Source organism: Leptospira chreensis, from assembly GCF_016919165.1.
In the GTDB taxonomy this organism is placed as follows: Bacteria; Spirochaetota; Leptospiria; order Leptospirales; family Leptospiraceae; genus Leptospira_A; species Leptospira_A chreensis.
This window is the reverse complement of the sequence record NZ_JAFFPS010000011.1, coordinates 38495-55896: the sequence shown is the minus strand read 5'-3', so window position 1 is coordinate 55896 and position 17402 is coordinate 38495. Positions and strand designations below refer to the sequence as shown.

The window sequence follows — 17402 nt, the reverse complement described above, 5'->3', positions numbered from 1 at the left end:
TTGATTTTGATATCTTTGAGTCTAATTTAGCCTACAAACATAGATAAGCCTAGTATCATCTTAGGTTAAGATTCCATAAACGGAGATTCTTTTAACCAAAATACCATAACAAAATTCACTATGGATAAAAAGAGAAGGATGTATAAAAAGGAAATCATTCCCAAAAAGTTGAGTCCTAAGATGAAGATAATTCCTGAGACTTGTCCCACAAGAAGGAGCAATCCTTGGGAAGTGGATTCTGGTGCGGGAGAAGTAATTTCCGCACAGTATTGAAATCCAATTGGTGCTCCAATTCCCAAAAGAAAAAATCCAATCACAATCGAACCAATGAGTAAGAAGATAAAACCTTGGAACAATACAAATAAACTAAGTCCCACTAAAAATCCTGCCATTGCAATGATGAGAAATAGTTTTCGTTTTTGTAATTTGTCCGAGATAGGAGGAATGATGATCCCACCGATGATTCCTGCAATCAACATCACTCCACCAACAAGACCTGATTCGTCGATATTGAGCCCTTTGATTTCACAGATTTGATCGATACAAGTACTCACTGCATTAAAAACACCAAGACCAATCAGAAATAAAAACAGAATCTTTCTCATATCTTTCTGTTTCCATAAAAAACGAAGTCCTTCCAAAAAGGGGAGTTCTTTGTCTTCCCCGTGGGTACTGGGTGATGTTGGTGGTTTTTCTTTGATGAGGAGGAGAAAAAGAATCGCAGAGACCACAGAGCCAATGCCATAAATCATCATCACATCGGGAATCGTGTTTCCTGATTGGAGTAGGATTGGTGTGAGGATCATTACAAGAATGATTCCTAAGAACTGCGCGAGGGTTCCGAGGGCAACAGCAGTCGCTCTTTCTTGAATCGGGAACCACAAAACACTGATTTTAGTCACTGCATTGAGAAGAAAAGGTTGGGCCACCGCCAAACCAATTTGGCATAAGAGTACAATGGTATAATCGGCAGCAAAGATTCCTTTGAGTAACCCACAAACTCCTGTTAGTATGGCACCAAATCCCACTCCTTTTTTGATTCCATAGGTATCAATCACGTAAGAGGCAGGGATCGCGATGAATACAAAAACTCCGAGAAAAACTAAAGAGAGTAAATCAATTTGGATGGGGCTAACATGATAAAACTCTTTGGCATCTCGGGCAATGGGTGCATAGGTCAACCATTGCAAACATATCGTTGCTGTAATGACAATGTATGCGAAAAGCACGACCCAGCGATAGGTATACAGTTTTGGTGGGTTTTGGCTCATTTTCGTCCCCTTAAATCAAATCTACGGATTGGGCTTGGAATCACTCGTTCGGAATAAATTCCCCAAGGGGAGGATGCCGAAGGAAAATGATTTGCCATCCGAGCTGATGATTCTAAATCTTTGTGAGTGATCACTCACTTTTTTCCTGGTTAGGAAGAAAAACGAAGCATCCTGGCTGGCGGTGGATCGAGAGTGGAACAAACCAAAACCAGCGCGAGCGGATAGCGGAGTTTTCATGGAATCTGGATACATACTGACTTATGATATTGGCACAACCGGGGTCAAAACTTGCCTCTTTCGGATGTCGCAGGCTTTGGAGCTTGTGCGGTCAGCCAGTTTGGAATATTCGATCCAACTTTTAGAAAACGGGGGTGCCGAACAAAATCCAGAGGATTGGTGGTCGGCCCTGAAGGAAACAACCGCCCAAGTTTTAAGCCAATCGAATACCGATCCAAGTTCCATCCAAGGAATTTCCTTTTGTTCCCAGATGCAAGGTCTTGTGCTTGTGGATTCGAATTTCCAAGTGGTTCGTCCTGCAATGAGTTATATGGACCAAAGGGCCACTCGTGAAATGAAGGAAGGCATTCTTCACGGTTTTAAAATCGAAGGGATCAATGCTGTGAAACTATTGTTATCTCTTTGGATCACGGGGGCTGTGGCCGCCAGTGTGAAAGATCCCATTTGGAAATACAAATGGGTCGAAAAAAATGAACCAGAAGTTTTCTCAAAAGTGAAGTGGTGGTTGGATGTAAAAGAATTTCTCATCGCTCGTTGTACAAAGGAAGCAGTGATGACCCGGGATTCTGCTTTCGCTACCTTTTTATACAACTCACGAGTGGAAAAAGGAAATTGGAGTCCCTTACTTTGTAAATTGTTTGGAGTTCGTTTGGATCATTTGCCAAAGATTGTGAATTCCTCTGATCGTGTGGGAGGACTCACGAAAGAAGCCGCAGAGTTTCTTGGTTTAAAAGAAAACATATCGGTGTTTGGTGGTGGTGGTGACGCCTCTCTGATTGGTGTGGGTGCTGGTGCCGTTGCGGAAGGAGACACTCATATTTATGCGGGAACCTCTGGTTGGATTTCCACTGTTACAAAAAAAAGAACGGTTGATATAGGAGCAAGGATTGCTTCCATCGTTGGCGCCAGAGAAGGATATTATAATTATTTTGGAGAACAAGAAACTTCTGGTAAATGTTTACAATGGGTTAAAGACCATTTGGCCTTAGATGAAATTGATTTATATTTAGAAAAAAAGAAAATCACTGATGGCCCAGAAGCCATTTATGAAAGTCTGTTTGAGTTTATGTTTGATTCTATCAAAGACACAGATCCAGGTTCGCAAGGTGTGATCTTTACACCATGGCTTCATGGAAACCGTTGTCCTTTTGAAGATCCTAAAGCCAGAGGGATGTTCTTTAATATTAGTTTGCATACGGGAAAAAGAGTTCTCATTCGTTCCGTTGTCGAAGGAATTCTCTTTCACAAACGTTGGATCTTAGAACTTTCCAACAAGAAAATACCTACATCCGATACCATTCGATTTGTGGGTGGGGTGGCACGTTCTGGATTTATCTGTCAAGTGTTAGCTGACATTACAGGAAAAACCATTGAGCGAGTTGTCCATCCAGAGAATGTCGGTGCGATGGGAGCCGCAGCCATTGTAGCTTATGGACTTGGAATGATTCCAAAATTTGAAGATATCAAATCAATGATACCCATTCAAGACAGATGGACGCCCAATTTAAAACATAAGAAAATATATGATCGAAACTTTTCGGTCTTCAAAAATCTTTATAAAAGTAATCAAAACAATTTTGCAATTTTAAATTCATAAATTCGGGAACATGGTATGAGCAAACAAAACATAGAGTACACAAAGGAAAGTTTAGGTAAACCTTTTACCATCGGAAGATCGGCAGATTTATTTCTTTTACCAGAGGATAAAATTCTGAAACTATTTTTCCCTGATGCAAAAGAATCAGAAATAGATTTAGAGGTTGAAAATACGGTAGAGGCAAATCGAAAAGGTGCTTCTAAGATGCAATGTTACGGCAAAGCAAAAGTTGGAAATCGATTCGGAATTATATTTGATCGAATCACAGGGATTTCTCTGACAAAACTTCCTGACAAAAACCCTTTGGAACTCTTTCGTATTGCAGGAACACTCGCTCGTTTGCATTACGGTGTGCATCAAATTACATCGGACAAATACAAAGACATAAAAGTAATTTTGAATCATTGTTTGTTATCGGAACCACTTTCCTTTTTGAATGCAGAAGAAAAAGAAAAGGTCGAATCTTACATTAGCGGACTACCGAATGGAAATTCCATTCTTCATTTGGACTTTCATCCAGAGAACGTAATTGTCGAAGGGAAAGACGAAATCATTATCGATTGGATGACGGCTGCCAAAGGAAATTCCGCTGCCGATGTTGCTTTCACTGTATTACTTTTTACCGATGCAGAACTTTGGCCAGGAACCCCCAAACTAAAAATCATTTTTTATACCATCATCCGAAAGTTCATCCTTGGTGGTTATCTTAAGGCTTATAAAATCTTAAGTGGGGTCACGGATGCAGAAATTGCAGCTTGGAGGTTGCCAGCACTCCTACTTCGTTTGGGTCTTTGGAATATAGAAAGCGAAAGAGAAAATCTGAAGTCACAAATCAGTCGTTTGGTTGCTAGTGGTGGCCGTGTATGAATTTAAAACTGGATCGTTTTATCGAATCTTATGATGGGGAAGAGTTCGATGTCACCATCATCGGCGGAGGAATTACCGGAGCCAGTTTGGCATACGAAGTGGCAAGTCGTGGTTATACGGTGGCTCTCGTCGAAAAAAAAGATTTTGGCGGAGCTACCTCTGCGGCCACAGGAAAACTCATTCACGGGGGCCTTCGTTATCTCAAACAATTTGAAATTGGTCTTGTGAGGGAAGCTTTGAAAGAAAGGCGAATCCTTTCCAACATTGCCCCCAATTTGGTTTATCCTTACCCTATGGTACTTCCGAAACCTGGACTCATTGCACGGATTGGACTTTTTGTTTATGACCTTTTATCTTTTGATAGTAAGTGGACTTGGGACGAATCCAAACAAATCCCTAATCACAAATACCTCAAACGAAAGGAACTTTTAGAAAAAAATCTCGGAGACTTTGAAGACGCCGCTTATTTTTATGATGCGATTTGTTTGAGCCCCGAAAGATTGACTCTTAGTTTTTTAAAATCAGCCGCGGCTTACGGTGCCAAACTTTCGAATTATACTGTCGTTGAAGACTTACTTTGGAAAGACAAAACTGTCGTTGGGATTCGAGTTCGCGATGCACTGACCAATGCGGAATCCCAAATTCGTTCCAAAGTAACCATCAATGCTTCTGGACCTTGGACTCATCATATCCTTTCTAAATCTCCGAAAACCGAACAACCACTTCCCAAAAAACGATCGGAAGGAATTTATATCATCACCAAAAAATTAACAAACTTAATGACTCTCTATGTAGGAGACAAAGGTCATTTTAGTTTTGCTCCTTGGCGAGGCCACTCGATGATTGGGCCAACAGAAAAGTCTTATTTTGGAAATGTAGAAGATTGGAAACTCACTCGTGAAAGTATCACAGAGTTCATTGACTATATCAATGAAACTTCTCACTTAAAAGAAAAGTTAACCATTGATGATGTGATTTTTGCTTATGGGGGGCTTCGTCCTTTGATTGAAAGCTCCGATGATACTTATTCGGCATCGAGAAGATCTGAATTGTATGACCACGCCCGGGATGGAATCCAAGGTCTCATTACAGCGGCCGGTGGAAAGTATACAACAAGTAGACATTTTGCAGAGTCGATATTCAAAAGAATCCAAAAGAAACTAACAAAAAAACCAACAGAGAATATCTCCGCAAAACAGCATTTATACGCCTCACAAATCCCGAACGTTGAAATATTCATTGAAGGGGCAAAGAAACAGAATACGGACTTTTCTGAAAAAACCATTGATTACTTGATTCGCCATTATGGTCTTCAATACGAAATCATTTTGGATCTTGCCAGAAAGACAAAAAACCTAGGTGCCGTTCTCAATCAAGATGGAGAGATCCTCGCAGAAGTGGTTTATGCGATTCGTTATGAGATGGCAAAATCCCTATCCGATATCTTTTTAAGAAGGACAGGGCTCGGGACCTTGGGGATCCTTTCGGATGAAATTATGAAGGCCATCATTGGTGTTGTCGCCACCGAATGGAATTGGTCAGAAGAAAAGAAACAAACAGAAACAGAAGCCATTTACAAAGTTTTAAAATTACCTGTTTGAATTCTTTCTGGTTTAAGAATTTCGGCTGACAATTTCCTCTTTGCTATTGTATCTTTAGTTATGGGCACAGTTTTAACCATTGATACGGAGTATGCAAACTTTCATCAGGTGGCTTCGGCCTATCTTATAGAAGAAGAGGGCCGAGGGGTTGTTGTCGAAACCAATACAACTCACGCCATTCCCAAAATTTTGAAAGCAATGGAGTCGCGTGGGGTAGGGCCACAAAACTTAGATTATGTGATTGTCACCCATGTCCACTTGGACCACGCTGGTGGAGCCTGGGCCCTTCTTGAAGCCTGTCCAGGTGCAACTTTACTCGCTCATCCAAAAACCGCCAAACACTTGATGGATCCGAGTCTACTCATCAAAAGTGCGACCTCAGTGTATGGAAAAGAAAATTTTGATTCATTGTATGGTGAGATCAAACCTATTCCTAAAGAAAGAATTCGTGTAATGGAAGATGGGGAGTGGTTAGAATGGGAAGGGCACTCCTTTCAATTTTTATACACCAAGGGACATGCTAATCATCACTTTTGTATTTATGATAAAAAAACAAATGGGATCTATACGGGAGATTCCTTTGGAATATCCTATCCTCATTTAGAAAATGGAAAACGTTTTATTTTCCCCACAACCACACCCACTGACTTTGATTCGACGGAAGCCATTCGTTCCCTCGATCGAATTTTAGACACGGGAGCAGAGGTAGCGTATTTAACCCATTTCGGCCCTATCGGAGACTTAAAAGAAAATGCCTCCGATTTAAAAGAAGGACTCACTCTTTGCGAGGAAGCCATCTCCGAGTTGGAAAGTGTCACCAAAGAAGAAAGACTCCCTTTTATGGAATCAAAAGTAAAAGCCATGATCCAAACACTTGCTAGAAAACATTCCATTACTCTGACCGCATCCGATTGGAAGTTATTACATCTGGATGTAAATCTAAACGCACAAGGGTTGGTGTATGCCTTCGAAAAGACTAAGTCCAAAGGATAAGGGAAAAACTTCTTTGAATCAAAGGTCCGTATCTTTTGTTATGAGGTTTGTTTTTGTTCTCGGAATTATTGGATTCGGGTTCATCCTTCAATGTTCACATCTATCCAAATCTAAAAAATCCAAAGACCCACAAATCCAAATTCATTTTCTCTCTCTAGACTTTGAAGAAACAAAGTCCATTCCATCTTCCATGTTCGAATCGAAGGATTTACTTCTGATCCTTGCGGAATTATCTAAAAAGGAAGATCCCTCTATGCGTTTTATTTCTACAACCCGCACAGAAGAAATTATGGAAGTGAATGGAAAATCAAATTCCTGGACAGCGGGTTGGGTGGTGTATGTGAATGAAGAAAGGGTGGATGGGGTTCAAATGAAACGTGGTGTTCGTGTGAGTCCGAGTGACAAAATTGAGATCCGATACGAGGCCGTAGAGCGCGTGTTTGGTCGCCCTACGCCATGACCCATTGGAGTGAACCGAAATGATTTCAAAGAAAATGTATCTATGGAAATATTCCGATCCAGCGATTTAGCTTTTATCTAAGCGTTGTTAACTCGCGATAAGCTCTTACAAATCCATCGGACATTGTTTTTGCGAATGTCAAAGAGATTCTCGCTTTTTCCGCAGCGATCATTACATCGTGAAGTTCCACTGAGTTTGGATCAAAAACAATCTTTTGTGTGAGTTCATCTGCTTCTACTTGTTGGTCATTGACTTGTTCAAAGGCTTTTTTCAAAGCATCCCCAAAAGTTCCTGCGACTTCATCAGGGGACTTGGCTTCATTGGTTTTTCCATAGTGGCGTTCATCGGAACGAAAGATACCTACCTTGTCACCTTGTGGGAGAAGGGAATGGGGTTTGTAGGTTTGGGAACTCATATTGGAAATGCGATCAATGGCCATGGGTGTTTCCTCAATCTAAACATCGGCCAAATCTGGGAAACCTAAAGAAAAAAATTATGTCACATTAAAAAAAGCGAAAAGAAGCCGGATACGGCCAGACGTTTAAGCCCGACCGATTTCCATGGCTTTGTTCATCATGGCTTTGGATCCATTGATGAGTTGGACATTGGCCTCATAAGACCGAGAAGCCGAAATCATATCCGTCATCTCTGTAACGATATTGATGTTCGGAAGTTCCACGTATCCTTTTTTAGGGCCGGTTTGGATGGCGTCGGGATGGGTCGGATCATAAGTCAATCGAAGAGGGCTCATATCCTTTTCGATTTTCATCACCTTCACTCCTTTGCCTTCGCCGGGAGCCACACCAAAAGGATACACAGGACTTTTCCAATTGGTTCGGAGATTAATCGGTGTTAGGATGACACGATCCCTGCGAAAAGGACCATCTCCATTGGTATTTCTCGTTGTCGTCGAGTTAGCAATGTTATTCGAAATGACATCCATTCGGAGTCTTTGGGCCGAAAGCCCTGTTGCTGATATATTAATGGAATCAAACATTCCCATAACTTACTCCTTAGTTGGTTCTCATCACAATATTGAGAAGGCGGTTGTTTTGGTTTAAGCGATCCACCATGAGGCTGTAACTCATTTGGTTTTGATTGGCATCGACCACTTCTTTTTCAATGTCTACGTTGTTTCCATCGGGTCTCATCGTAGTCAGATAATCCAAATTGGTTTTGGGTTTGGCATCCCGGTAATCTAATGGTTTAAAAAATTCAATATGACGGTCGTTAGTGATCTTAGTCGGGACAGCCTTGTCCTTTTCAATTTTTTCCGATTCAATGGCACGTTTCAGCATAGATTCGAACACCACTTCCGAACGTTTGAAATTAGGAACGTCCGCATTGGCGATATTATCAGTAATCACTTTCCGCCTTTGGGTGGATGCACTTAGGCCCCGTTCCAAAAGGTCTTGAGTTTTCATGAAATGTGTTGCTTCAAACATATTTCTCTTCCTCTCTACATTCCCCTTCGACCGGTTTTTCTTCCCCCTAAAGCATTTTATGTCACCTTTGAGTGATTTTTTTTTGGGCGGCCCCAATTGGTTTCTAAAACCAAAAAGTTACACAAACAGTGACGGGCTCTCCCTCCAATCCTCCCCAGGGCTTTTCCATTGTATGATATCTGGAAACAAAATATAGGGGAGGGATTTCCGCTCGATCCCTGCCGCGGGCTATGGATCTAAAATCCGAGTTCTGCCAGTGACCTTTCGACCAGACAGGAGTCCTTCCTGCTCGATGGAGTCTCCGGGACTTATTTACCTTAACGTAGAATTAAATTTGAATTTTATTTAGTTAACTGTAAATATTCTATCGAATATCGTTAAGGCCAAGGTATTTTAATAGTTGTCCGCGGTCTTTTTTTAATTCGGGACTCACTTTTTCGATATTAATCTCACCAATGTTTTGACATTTGCCTTTCTTGTTTTCATCACTATAAAAGTAGCTATCAACGGTATTGGTTAGAATATTATTTGATGCACCCAACATATCATTATTTGTCTCAATGATAACCTTAACCGTAACATCCTGCAAATAATTAATCTTAAATTCTTCAGTGTCAGAATATCCTGTGGTTGCCCCTAACTTACTAATACCAACAACTGTAATTGAATATTTTACATTAGATGGTTTTACCCGTCCAGTAATGCATGTCATGTCATTACGCGGAACATCGAAATTCCACCAAAGAAATCCTTTGATACCGCTGACAAACTTATTGATTGCACTTGTGGAGAACTCAAGATTTTCAGAAACTGATTCGGTAGTATCTGCTGATGTTTTTATATCTTTACTATCTTGTTTTTTTGTCCATAGGTTGTTCTGATAAGAATATAGGTTATACTCATTAACTGGATTGTTTACAGGGAACTGCACCTCAATACCAGGGCCATCTAAAAGGACTGGTCTACCTTTATAAAATGCATCAATTCGAAACATTCCACCCGATTCAAAAATGGAATGATTGTTATATGTGAGATTCAGTCTGCTTAAATAAAAATCAAGTGGATTGATTACTTCGGTAATTCTTAAATGAAGATGGTCTCCTTTTTTGAATTCTGCCGGAAGTTTAAAGCTGTAGTATTTGAAATAGAACTTAGTTCCATACCTTCCCTCTGCCATATCTTGAGAGAATGGATCAATATACGTATCCAGAGTAATTAGATCATTAATATATGGCGCACCGTTGAATTCGGGAGTATTTTTTTGGCTCCATTTTTTTTCAACTTCCTTGTTCCATTCGGATCTGTCGGATTGATTTTTCCATTGAGCGGATATAGAGCTTACAAAAAACAGAGCAATTAATAGAGTCAAACTTAGTTTCACAAGAATGCCTTGGTTGATAATTATGATTTATATCGATTATCTACCAAAGAACTTTATATTGAAAAATACAAAATTATTCTGATTCGTGTTTTTCTATTAGCGTGTTTTGTAAATGATGAGAATCTTTTGCAGTTTTATACAATGGGATTATAATCGTGATTCACATATAATCCCATTTTCATTACGTAACTAAAACTTCCACATCCGCTTTAGTTTTTGATTCTTGTTCTTTTCGTTTCCTGTCTCTTTCTTCTGTGACTTGGTCAAAGTATGCTTCGTAATTGGGAAAGTTCGTTCCCATCAAACGATCCCAGACATTGAAATAGAGAGAATAGTTTCCTTGGAACTTTTGGTGGTGTTGGTTGTGGTGTGTGGAGGTGTTAATCCATTTGGTGATCGAATGGGATGCCCAACCTTTAGGAAAAAATTCGTATCCTAGGTGCCACCATATATTCAAAACCATCGCATAGAAAGTATGAAAGATTAAAACATAGAAATGAATCGGAACAAACATCACAAAAGGAACAATGTAGATAGCTTCTAAAAATGCTTCTGTGGCTTGAAATCGGTAAGCTGCCAAAGGCGAAGGGTTCACTGACTGATGGTGTTCTGAGTGAACATGCGGGTAAACTTTTTTTAAGTGAGCAAATCTATGCATCCAATAGAACCAAGTCTCATGCCAAACAGTAATGAGGGCGAAACTTAAGAAAATATATCCGACCCCAGACCATCCAGAAACAGGCCCGAAGTAAACGGCACTAGGAACAATTTTTGCTTTCATAAGCGTGATGTTGGTCACAGCAACGAGAGTAAAGACCACAAGTGTGACTGCCGATTGGCGAAATTCTTTCCAAACCTTTTCTGCTTTGGGATATACTTTTTGGATGCGATAGGTTTCGAAAAAATCCTTTCGCCAAACATAGAATAAAAGGAATGCCAATCCGGCTATAGGATAATAACGCACAAAATTCAAAATCCCTTGTGCAAAACCAATTTTGGTAATACAATCGATTACTAATTCACACTGAACTGGTCCACCAAACATAGAACTCTCCTAAAGACGACCTTCGAATGAATCCATTCTAACAAAAATTAAAAACCAAATCGACCGGATCGGTAAAGCCGGAATAAAAAAAGATTCCGGTTTGACCCAACCGGATTAGGTCCCAAGAGATTTTCGATAATCACTAGGACTTGTCCCTACTTCTCTTTTGAAAGCATCATAGAAAGTAGACTTGGATGGGAAACCCACATCATAAGCGATGGTGAGGATATTCCTGTCGGGATGAAGTGAAAATAATTCTTTGGCCTCTCGAATCCGGTAGTGATTGACCAAGTGGAAAAAACTTCTTTTTTGGTGGAGGTTCAAATATTCAGAGAGTTGGTGTTCGGAAAGGTCCATTTCTTTGGCCAACTTCTCTAAATTGATACTTTCATCTCGGTAGATCTTTTCCACTTCCATGAGTTGTCTTAGTTGGTTCTGAAGAGTTTCCAGATTGAATCCGCCCAGTTGTGAGGTTTGGTATTTCTTTTCTTCGATGACAATCCTTTGGACTTCACCCCATAACTCAGGACTTTTTTGGCGTAATAGATAAACACCGATCAGTAGTAAGGCGATAAAAGTGGAAACAATCTCTAATCCATGTCTTTGGTGAAAAAACAAAGTATAAATTCCGATTAAGCTGGAAAAAGCCCCAATTCCAACCACGATTCCCACCAAACGAAGATGAGCTGATTTTTTAAATCGCTCCAATCGAATGTATCTTGCCATATTTGAAAAAACGTAAAAAGCAGCGTAAAATATGGGTGAAACGGCGATAAGGATCGTGATTTGAAAGATAAGTGGAACACCTTCTTTTAGATAGTTTGTGTGAATGGCGATTTTTTCATCTGCAGAAGAAATGTAAAATGGAATCATTAATGCAATGACTATGACTGCTGGAACAAGTTCCCAAAAAGAAAACTGGTTTCTCTTGGGACTTTCATCCCAAAGTTCTGCAAAGTACCTTTTGAGAAGAGCACCAATACAAGCCGTGAATGGTAAGTGGGTGAGATACAAATGAGGGAAAGATTGGTAAATACCGGTGCATGTAAAAAAAGTATGGGCCTGGAACATAGCCGCAAAGAGAAATAATAATCCTTGTACTTTTGTCTGTCCTGTAGCGTTTTTTCTAAGGAATTCTCCCCAAGCAAAAAGGAGAGAAAGCCCCGCAGAAAAGCCAATCAAATGACTATTTAGATTCCACATTGATGTTCATCTTTTAATCAATCGTTTGGGTTGTAAAATAAAATCACTTGCCTCGGGTTCGTTCTGAATTAGAATTACGTATGAAACGTGGATACCATTCATCGACAATCCTCCTTTTTGTGGGAAGGTAGCACCTTAGAAATCCACCTCCCGGCGGCGCTCACTGCCGCAGAAACAGGTAAGGATTGGACTTCCTTTTTCGAAATCGTAAAAAAAAGCCCTCCTCGTAAAGTAGCCGTTCATGCAGGCAATTTGGAAGAATCCGATTCCTCTGGAATTTCCCTTTTAAAACTTATCCGTTTGGAATGTGAAAATAGACGGATCCAATTCGTATTATTTGGATTAGGTGAACAGTTCCAATACCGATTGAGTATCTCTGATGATGATAGCAAAAGAAACAAAGAAACATTAGCGAACTCTCTTAGAAGATCAGAAAAAATTGGGAAGCTAACCATTGATTCGTTGTTAGAGTTTAAATACCTAATTACCTTTACGGGCGAACTTACCGTTTCTTTTTGGCGTTCTTTTTTACATCCTTCCAAAATTCGTTGGAAAGATACCTTCCGTGTTGCGGAATCAATGGGAGTCAATGCCTTTCCCATCATTGCCATGATTGGCTTTTTACTTGGTCTTATCATGTCTTTTCAATCCGCTATTCCTATGCGAAGGTTCGGGGCAGAGATCTTTGTGGCAAACCTTGTTGGTCTTTCTTTGTTTCGAGAGCTTGGACCTCTGATGACTGCTTTTATTCTATCGGGTAGGTCAGGCTCTGCCTTTGCCGCAGAGCTTGGAACGATGAAGGTTTCCGAAGAAATTGATGCACTCACTACTATGGGTCTTCCTCCAGTTCAGTTTCTCATCATTCCTCGTTTGGTGGCGTCGCTCTTAATGACTCCACTTCTCACCATAGTATTTAATTTGTTTGGTCTCATTGGTGGAGCTGTTGTTTTGATTAGTTTTGGATTTCCTCTGGTTACCTTTATCAACCAAGTGAATCTTGCGGTGGGTCTTTCCGATATATTAGGTGGGCTTTTAAAATCTTATTTTTTTGGAATGATCATTGCGTCTATTGGTTGTTATCGGGGATTAAAAACGGCATCGGGAGCTGGTGCCGTTGGGGAATCGACCACTTCTGCTGTGGTTGGTTCCATTATACTTGTGTCCATACTGGATGGAATTTTTTCCGTCTTATACTTTTACCTAAAGATATGAAAGATAAACCAATCATTCGAGTCGAACATCTAACAACAGGATACGGCCATACTGTGGTTATGGAAAATATCTCTTTTGAGGTGAACCGAGGCGAAATTTTCGGAATCCTCGGTGGGTCTGGTTGTGGGAAGTCTACAGTTTTAAAAAATATGATTGGCTTAACATCTCCATTTAGCGGTCGTATATGGATCGATGAAGATGATATCGTTCTGGCAGAAGGAAAGAAAAAAATCGAAATCTGGAATCGTATCGGAGTGATGTACCAACAAAGTGCTCTTTTTGGTTCCATGACCTTACTCGAAAATATCCGATTGCCTTTGGAAGAATTTACAAACCTACCAATTCCCATCATGAATGAAATTGCTATGACCAAATTAAAAATGGTTGGTCTTTTTCCTTTCGCCCATCTGTATCCGGCGGAACTTTCGGGTGGTATGAAAAAACGTGCTGCGATTGCAAGAGCTATGGCTATGGATCCTGAAATTTTATTTTTAGATGAGCCCAGTGCGGGTCTTGATCCCATTACCAGTGTGGAGCTCGACCACCTAATCATCCGTTTGTCGAGAACTCTGGGAGTTACTTTTGTGATTGTGACACATGAATTGCCTTCTGTGTTTACAATGGCTGACCGTGTGATTGTTTTAGATAAATCCAAAAAAGGAATTATCGCCGAAGGCAAACCAAAAGATTTGAAAGAAAAGTCAAAAGATCCATTTGTAAAACAATTCTTTAATCGTATTCCACAGGAGAGTTCCCCGTTATGAACCAATCGAGTAAAATCTATTTTAAAGTTGGGATCTTCGTACTTGTTAGTTTTTTCACACTCATTTTGTTTTTGATCGTGTTCACTGCCGGAAATATCTTTCAAAGATCGGTAAGTTTAGAAACCTACTTCGATGAATCAGTGCAAGGTTTGGACATTGGATCTCCCGTCAAACACCGCGGGGTTAAGGTGGGAACCGTCCAAGAAATCACCTTTGTACAAAATGAATATTCACATAAACTTACAGAAGATACGGAACTTCGTTATGGAAGATATGTTTTGATTAAAATGTCTGTTCCTGACTTTGTAAAAGGTGTGTATGGTGATGATTTAAAAAGAACCGTTCAGAGAATGATCCAAAGTGGGCTTCGTGTCAGGCTCGCCTCACAAGGGTTAACTGGAACCGCTTATTTGGAAGTAGATTATTTAAATCCTGAAAAAAACCCACCTCTCTCCATTGAATGGGAACCAAAAACCATTTACATTCCTTCAGCCCCCAGTACCATCTCTAGGTTTACTGCTTCTGTAGATAAATTCTTTGAAAAAGTAGAAAAGGCAGATGTGGATAAAATTCTTTTAGGTGTAGGGGAACTCATTCGTAACCTAAACCAAACCATCCAAGAAGCAAAACTTGGAGACCTGGCACGTGAATCCACAGGCCTACTTGTTGATCTGAGAAAGACCAATGCCGAAGTCAAAGCTCTGATCGCAAGTCCCGAAACACAAGGATTACCTAAAAAATTGGATGCCTCTGTCACTCAGTTACAAACCACTCTCAAACGACTCGACACACTTCTTGCTTCGAACCAAGGAGATATTTCTACATCGATCGAAAACTTACGAATTGCATCCGAAGACTTAAAAGAAGTCACAGCGAATGCAAAAAAATATCCCTCTCAGTTTCTCTTTGGAGAAGCTCCCAACAAATCTAAACTCTGGAAATAAATACAATGAAGACCTTATACCGTTTCTTAATACTTTTTGGGCTCAGTTTTTTTCTTAGCCAGTGTTTTGGTGTGAGTAAAACCTTTCCTGAAAAAAAGTTTTATTTAATCGAAACTGGTGAAACCAAACAATTGTTTTCTGTAACAAAGCCGAGAGCCTTTGTTGTGCGTAAGGTTTTCATCTCCCAAAGGTTTGAAGGAAAAGAGTTTGTCTATCGCAAAGACAATGCGGTCTATGAATCCGATTATTATAATGGATTTTTTATTCCTCCGGCCCATAACTTCAAAGAAGAATTTGTTCGTTCCCTTTTGAAGTCCGGAAATTTTGAATGGGATGCCAGCATCCATACAAGAGTTAGCGTAACTCATTTTATAGAATTAAATCTAACACAAATGTATGGAGACTTCCGCACTAAAGAACCCAAAGCCGTGATTGAGTTTGAAATCGTTGTTTATGAAGATAAAGATTCGGTCTCTACTCCTGTTTTTAGAAAGACATACAGGCAAATCCAGTCCATTGAGAAAAAGGAACCGGAAGCTTTGGTCCTTGGTTGGAATTTGGGACTTACCAATACATTCAATGAATTGAATTTAGATTTGAGCCAAAAATTAAAATAGTTCTATGGGTCGGGGAAAGTTTTCCTGATCCAGTAACACATAACGTGGTTGTGTTTTTTTAAAGGAGATTTTTGTAAAATTTTTTAGAAACGAAGTTGCTTTTCAGATGAAACCAGAATCAATAACTGGAACTTAAAGGATGAATCATGAGACTCATTGAATCCATCGCACCTTTTTATTTTGTCCTTATGTTACTCGAGATAATTTACACTCGATTCAAAAAACAGGATTATTATTTTTACGAAGATTCTTTGGCCGATTTGAGTTTGGGTGTTCTTAGCCGAATCTTTGACGGGATGATCCTTCTTGGACTCGTTTTTGTTTACAACGAGTTGTACCAAATCTCTTGGGGTGTAGAGTTTCTTTCTAAAGCTTTTTTATCCACATCGTCCCCCTTACACTGGATTGTCTTATTTCTACTACTCGATTTTTTATTTTATTGGGCTCATCGTTATAGTCATGAAATCAAAGTTTTGTGGGCCTCTCATGTAGTGCATCATTCCAGCGAAGAGTTCAATTTGTCTGTAGCACTCAGACAATCTTTTGTTCGTAATATCGGAATTGGTTTGTTTTATTTACCCTTGGCTCTTCTTGGGTTTCCGGTGGAATCGTATTTGATCATTGATGCACTCAATCGCACTTATCAATTTTGGGTTCACACTCGGGCCATTGGAAAACTACCGGCTTGGTTTGAATACATTATGGTCACACCTTCTCACCATCGTGTTCACCATGCTATGAATCCAGAATACATTGATCGCAATTATGGCGGAGTGTTTATTTTTTGGGATCGTATCTTTGGAACGTTTTGTGAAGAAAAGAAAGAACCTCGGTATGGTCTTGTTTCGCAATTGAATACGTATGATCCAGTCACAGCAGAACTCCATGTGTTTCGAGATTTGTTTTCGGATTTGATCCATACAAAAAACAAATGGCAAGGGCTTGTTTCCTTTTTCTCTTATCCTTCTGTAAGGCCAGATGATTTGCAGAATCCAATGGATCGCGGAGTGCGTGATCCCAAAGTTTGGTTGTCTCATCACAAATGGGCGATTGATCAAAAATCTCGTGAACCGCAATACAGACGTAAAACAGGAAATACGATGTATCGTTTGTTTCTTCTCTTTTCTTTTTTGGTTCCGACTGCACTCACTTTGTTTTTTCTGAAACGGATGCATTTGTTTGCAATCGGTGAGATCGCTTCTGTATTTGTACTTTTGGTTTTTTCTTTCGTTGCTTTAGGTAGGCTTTTGGAAGGAAAGAAAAACTGGCTTCGTTTTGAGATTCCCAAGTATATTTCTTGGTTTGTGCTTTTGGTCTATTTTTTCGTATAGTAAAAGAAGATGAAATATTTACATACAATGATCCGGGTGAAAGATTTGGACAAGGCCCTCCATTTTTTTGTGGAGATCCTTGGGCTTAAAGTAACTAGAAGAAACGAACATCCAGAAGGAAAATTTACTTTGGTGTTTTTGTCTACTGGGGAAGACGATGCCCCAGAGATAGAACTCACTTACAATTGGGGACAAACCGATCCTTATACTACGGGAAGGAATTTTGGTCACATTGCCTACGAAGTAGAAAATATTTATGAAACTTGTGCGCGGATTCAAAAGATGGGAGTTGTTATCAACCGTCCCCCTCGCGATGGTCGTATGGCATTTGTTAGGTCTCCCGATTTAATCTCCATAGAACTGCTTCAGAAAGGGAACCCTTTACCTTTATCGGAACCTTGGACTTCTATGCCAAATACAGGTGAGTGGTAGGA

General features: G+C 40.0%; 19 protein-coding genes. 11 read left to right on the top strand and 8 right to left on the bottom strand.

Features of this window, described 5'->3' with window-relative positions:
• Nucleotides 1-65: 65 nt before the first annotated feature.
• On the bottom strand, nt 66-1271 hold the full coding sequence (locus JWG41_RS04250) for an MFS transporter (protein WP_205268702.1): 1206 nt from the start codon (nt 1269-1271) through the stop codon (nt 66-68).
• Entirely contained in the window at nt 1268-1405 is a 138-nt protein-coding gene (locus JWG41_RS04245) for a hypothetical protein (protein ID WP_205268754.1), read from the bottom strand. Before JWG41_RS04245 ends, JWG41_RS04250 begins: the two co-directional genes overlap by 4 nt.
• Nucleotides 1406-1506: 101 nt before the next feature.
• Between JWG41_RS04245 and JWG41_RS04240 the strand changes: the two genes are divergently transcribed.
• From JWG41_RS04240 to JWG41_RS04220, 5 genes are read left to right on the top strand one after another with little or no spacing between them, the layout of a single operon-like run.
• A complete protein-coding gene (locus JWG41_RS04240; protein WP_205268749.1) occupies nt 1507-3105 on the top strand; it encodes a xylulokinase in 1599 nt (532 codons plus the stop codon).
• 15 nt (nt 3106-3120) lie between these two features.
• Nucleotides 3121-3972, top strand: a complete 852-nt coding sequence (locus JWG41_RS04235) for an aminoglycoside phosphotransferase family protein (protein ID WP_205268701.1) — start codon at nt 3121-3123, stop codon at nt 3970-3972.
• Nucleotides 3969-5573, top strand: coding sequence for a glycerol-3-phosphate dehydrogenase/oxidase (locus JWG41_RS04230; RefSeq protein WP_205268700.1), 1605 nt, complete (start codon nt 3969-3971; stop codon nt 5571-5573). Before JWG41_RS04235 ends, JWG41_RS04230 begins: the two co-directional genes overlap by 4 nt.
• A 60-nt stretch (nt 5574-5633) precedes the next feature.
• Nucleotides 5634-6566, top strand: a complete 933-nt coding sequence (locus JWG41_RS04225; protein ID WP_205268699.1) for an MBL fold metallo-hydrolase — start codon at nt 5634-5636, stop codon at nt 6564-6566.
• Nucleotides 6535-7026 carry a hypothetical protein gene (locus JWG41_RS04220; protein ID WP_205268698.1) on the top strand — a complete coding sequence of 164 codons (492 nt, stop codon included), beginning with the start codon at nt 6535-6537 and terminating at the stop codon, nt 7024-7026. The genes JWG41_RS04225 and JWG41_RS04220 overlap by 32 nt, the downstream gene beginning before the upstream one ends.
• Nucleotides 7027-7099: 73 nt before the next feature.
• Here the strand turns inward: JWG41_RS04220 and fliE are convergent, their stop codons facing one another.
• The 6 genes from fliE to JWG41_RS04190 form a co-directional block, all read right to left on the bottom strand.
• Complete coding sequence (gene fliE, locus JWG41_RS04215; protein ID WP_015682354.1) at nt 7100-7465, bottom strand: flagellar hook-basal body complex protein FliE; 366 nt, start codon at nt 7463-7465, stop codon at nt 7100-7102.
• A 102-nt stretch (nt 7466-7567) separates the two neighbouring features.
• Nucleotides 7568-8029, bottom strand: a complete 462-nt coding sequence (gene flgC, locus JWG41_RS04210) for a flagellar basal body rod protein FlgC (RefSeq protein WP_002975027.1) — start codon at nt 8027-8029, stop codon at nt 7568-7570.
• Nucleotides 8030-8039: 10 nt separating this feature from the next.
• Nucleotides 8040-8471: a flagellar basal body rod protein FlgB gene (gene flgB, locus JWG41_RS04205; protein ID WP_015680998.1), complete on the bottom strand. Its 432-nt coding sequence runs from the start codon at nt 8469-8471 to the stop codon at nt 8040-8042.
• Nucleotides 8472-8835: 364 nt separating this feature from the next.
• Nucleotides 8836-9852: a hypothetical protein gene (locus JWG41_RS04200; protein ID WP_205268697.1), complete on the bottom strand. Its 1017-nt coding sequence runs from the start codon at nt 9850-9852 to the stop codon at nt 8836-8838.
• A 181-nt stretch (nt 9853-10033) separates the two neighbouring features.
• On the bottom strand, nt 10034-10897 hold the full coding sequence (locus JWG41_RS04195) for a sterol desaturase family protein (RefSeq protein ID WP_205268696.1): 864 nt from the start codon (nt 10895-10897) through the stop codon (nt 10034-10036).
• Between the two features lie 114 nt (nt 10898-11011).
• Nucleotides 11012-12100 (bottom strand): AraC family transcriptional regulator, encoded by a 1089-nt coding sequence (locus JWG41_RS04190; protein ID WP_205268695.1) that lies wholly within the window; start codon nt 12098-12100, stop codon nt 11012-11014.
• An 87-nt stretch (nt 12101-12187) separates the two neighbouring features.
• On the opposite strand from JWG41_RS04190, the gene JWG41_RS04185 reads away from it, so the two are divergent.
• From JWG41_RS04185 to JWG41_RS04160, 6 genes are all read left to right on the top strand, one after another.
• Nucleotides 12188-13312, top strand: coding sequence for an MlaE family ABC transporter permease (locus JWG41_RS04185; protein WP_205268694.1), 1125 nt, complete (start codon nt 12188-12190; stop codon nt 13310-13312).
• Entirely contained in the window at nt 13309-14076 is a 768-nt protein-coding gene (locus tag JWG41_RS04180; protein WP_205268693.1) for an ABC transporter ATP-binding protein, read from the top strand. The genes JWG41_RS04185 and JWG41_RS04180 overlap by 4 nt, the downstream gene beginning before the upstream one ends.
• Nucleotides 14073-15020, top strand: a complete 948-nt coding sequence (locus tag JWG41_RS04175) for an MlaD family protein (protein WP_205268692.1) — start codon at nt 14073-14075, stop codon at nt 15018-15020. Before JWG41_RS04180 ends, JWG41_RS04175 begins: the two co-directional genes overlap by 4 nt.
• A 5-nt stretch (nt 15021-15025) precedes the next feature.
• Nucleotides 15026-15637, top strand: coding sequence for an ABC-type transport auxiliary lipoprotein, LBF_0736 family (locus JWG41_RS04170; protein WP_205268691.1), 612 nt, complete (start codon nt 15026-15028; stop codon nt 15635-15637).
• Between the two features lie 146 nt (nt 15638-15783).
• Nucleotides 15784-16968 (top strand): sterol desaturase family protein, encoded by a 1185-nt coding sequence (locus JWG41_RS04165; RefSeq protein WP_205268690.1) that lies wholly within the window; start codon nt 15784-15786, stop codon nt 16966-16968.
• Nucleotides 16969-16977: 9 nt separating this feature from the next.
• A complete protein-coding gene (locus JWG41_RS04160; protein ID WP_205268689.1) occupies nt 16978-17400 on the top strand; it encodes a VOC family protein in 423 nt (140 codons plus the stop codon).
• Nucleotides 17401-17402 lie beyond the last annotated feature (2 nt).

Bases quoted from the DNA above. Each gene is read 5' to 3' on its own strand.
- JWG41_RS04250 (WP_205268702.1), bottom strand. From the start codon at position 1,271: ATGAGCCAAAACCCACCAAAACTGTATACCTATCGCTGGGTCGTGCTT.
- JWG41_RS04240 (WP_205268749.1), top strand. From the start codon at position 1,507: ATGGAATCTGGATACATACTGACTTATGATATTGGCACAACCGGGGTC.
- JWG41_RS04170 (WP_205268691.1), top strand. From the start codon at position 15,026: ATGAAGACCTTATACCGTTTCTTAATACTTTTTGGGCTCAGTTTTTTT.
- JWG41_RS04230 (WP_205268700.1), top strand. From the start codon at position 3,969: ATGAATTTAAAACTGGATCGTTTTATCGAATCTTATGATGGGGAAGAG.
- JWG41_RS04195 (WP_205268696.1), bottom strand. From the start codon at position 10,897: ATGTTTGGTGGACCAGTTCAGTGTGAATTAGTAATCGATTGTATTACC.
- JWG41_RS04160 (WP_205268689.1), top strand. From the start codon at position 16,978: ATGAAATATTTACATACAATGATCCGGGTGAAAGATTTGGACAAGGCC.
- flgC (WP_002975027.1), bottom strand. From the start codon at position 8,029: ATGGGAATGTTTGATTCCATTAATATATCAGCAACAGGGCTTTCGGCC.
- JWG41_RS04225 (WP_205268699.1), top strand. From the start codon at position 5,634: ATGGGCACAGTTTTAACCATTGATACGGAGTATGCAAACTTTCATCAG.
- JWG41_RS04220 (WP_205268698.1), top strand. From the start codon at position 6,535: ATGCCTTCGAAAAGACTAAGTCCAAAGGATAAGGGAAAAACTTCTTTG.
- JWG41_RS04165 (WP_205268690.1), top strand. From the start codon at position 15,784: ATGAGACTCATTGAATCCATCGCACCTTTTTATTTTGTCCTTATGTTA.
- JWG41_RS04180 (WP_205268693.1), top strand. From the start codon at position 13,309: ATGAAAGATAAACCAATCATTCGAGTCGAACATCTAACAACAGGATAC.
- fliE (WP_015682354.1), bottom strand. From the start codon at position 7,465: ATGGCCATTGATCGCATTTCCAATATGAGTTCCCAAACCTACAAACCC.
- JWG41_RS04175 (WP_205268692.1), top strand. From the start codon at position 14,073: ATGAACCAATCGAGTAAAATCTATTTTAAAGTTGGGATCTTCGTACTT.
- JWG41_RS04235 (WP_205268701.1), top strand. From the start codon at position 3,121: ATGAGCAAACAAAACATAGAGTACACAAAGGAAAGTTTAGGTAAACCT.
- flgB (WP_015680998.1), bottom strand. From the start codon at position 8,471: ATGTTTGAAGCAACACATTTCATGAAAACTCAAGACCTTTTGGAACGG.
- JWG41_RS04190 (WP_205268695.1), bottom strand. From the start codon at position 12,100: ATGTGGAATCTAAATAGTCATTTGATTGGCTTTTCTGCGGGGCTTTCT.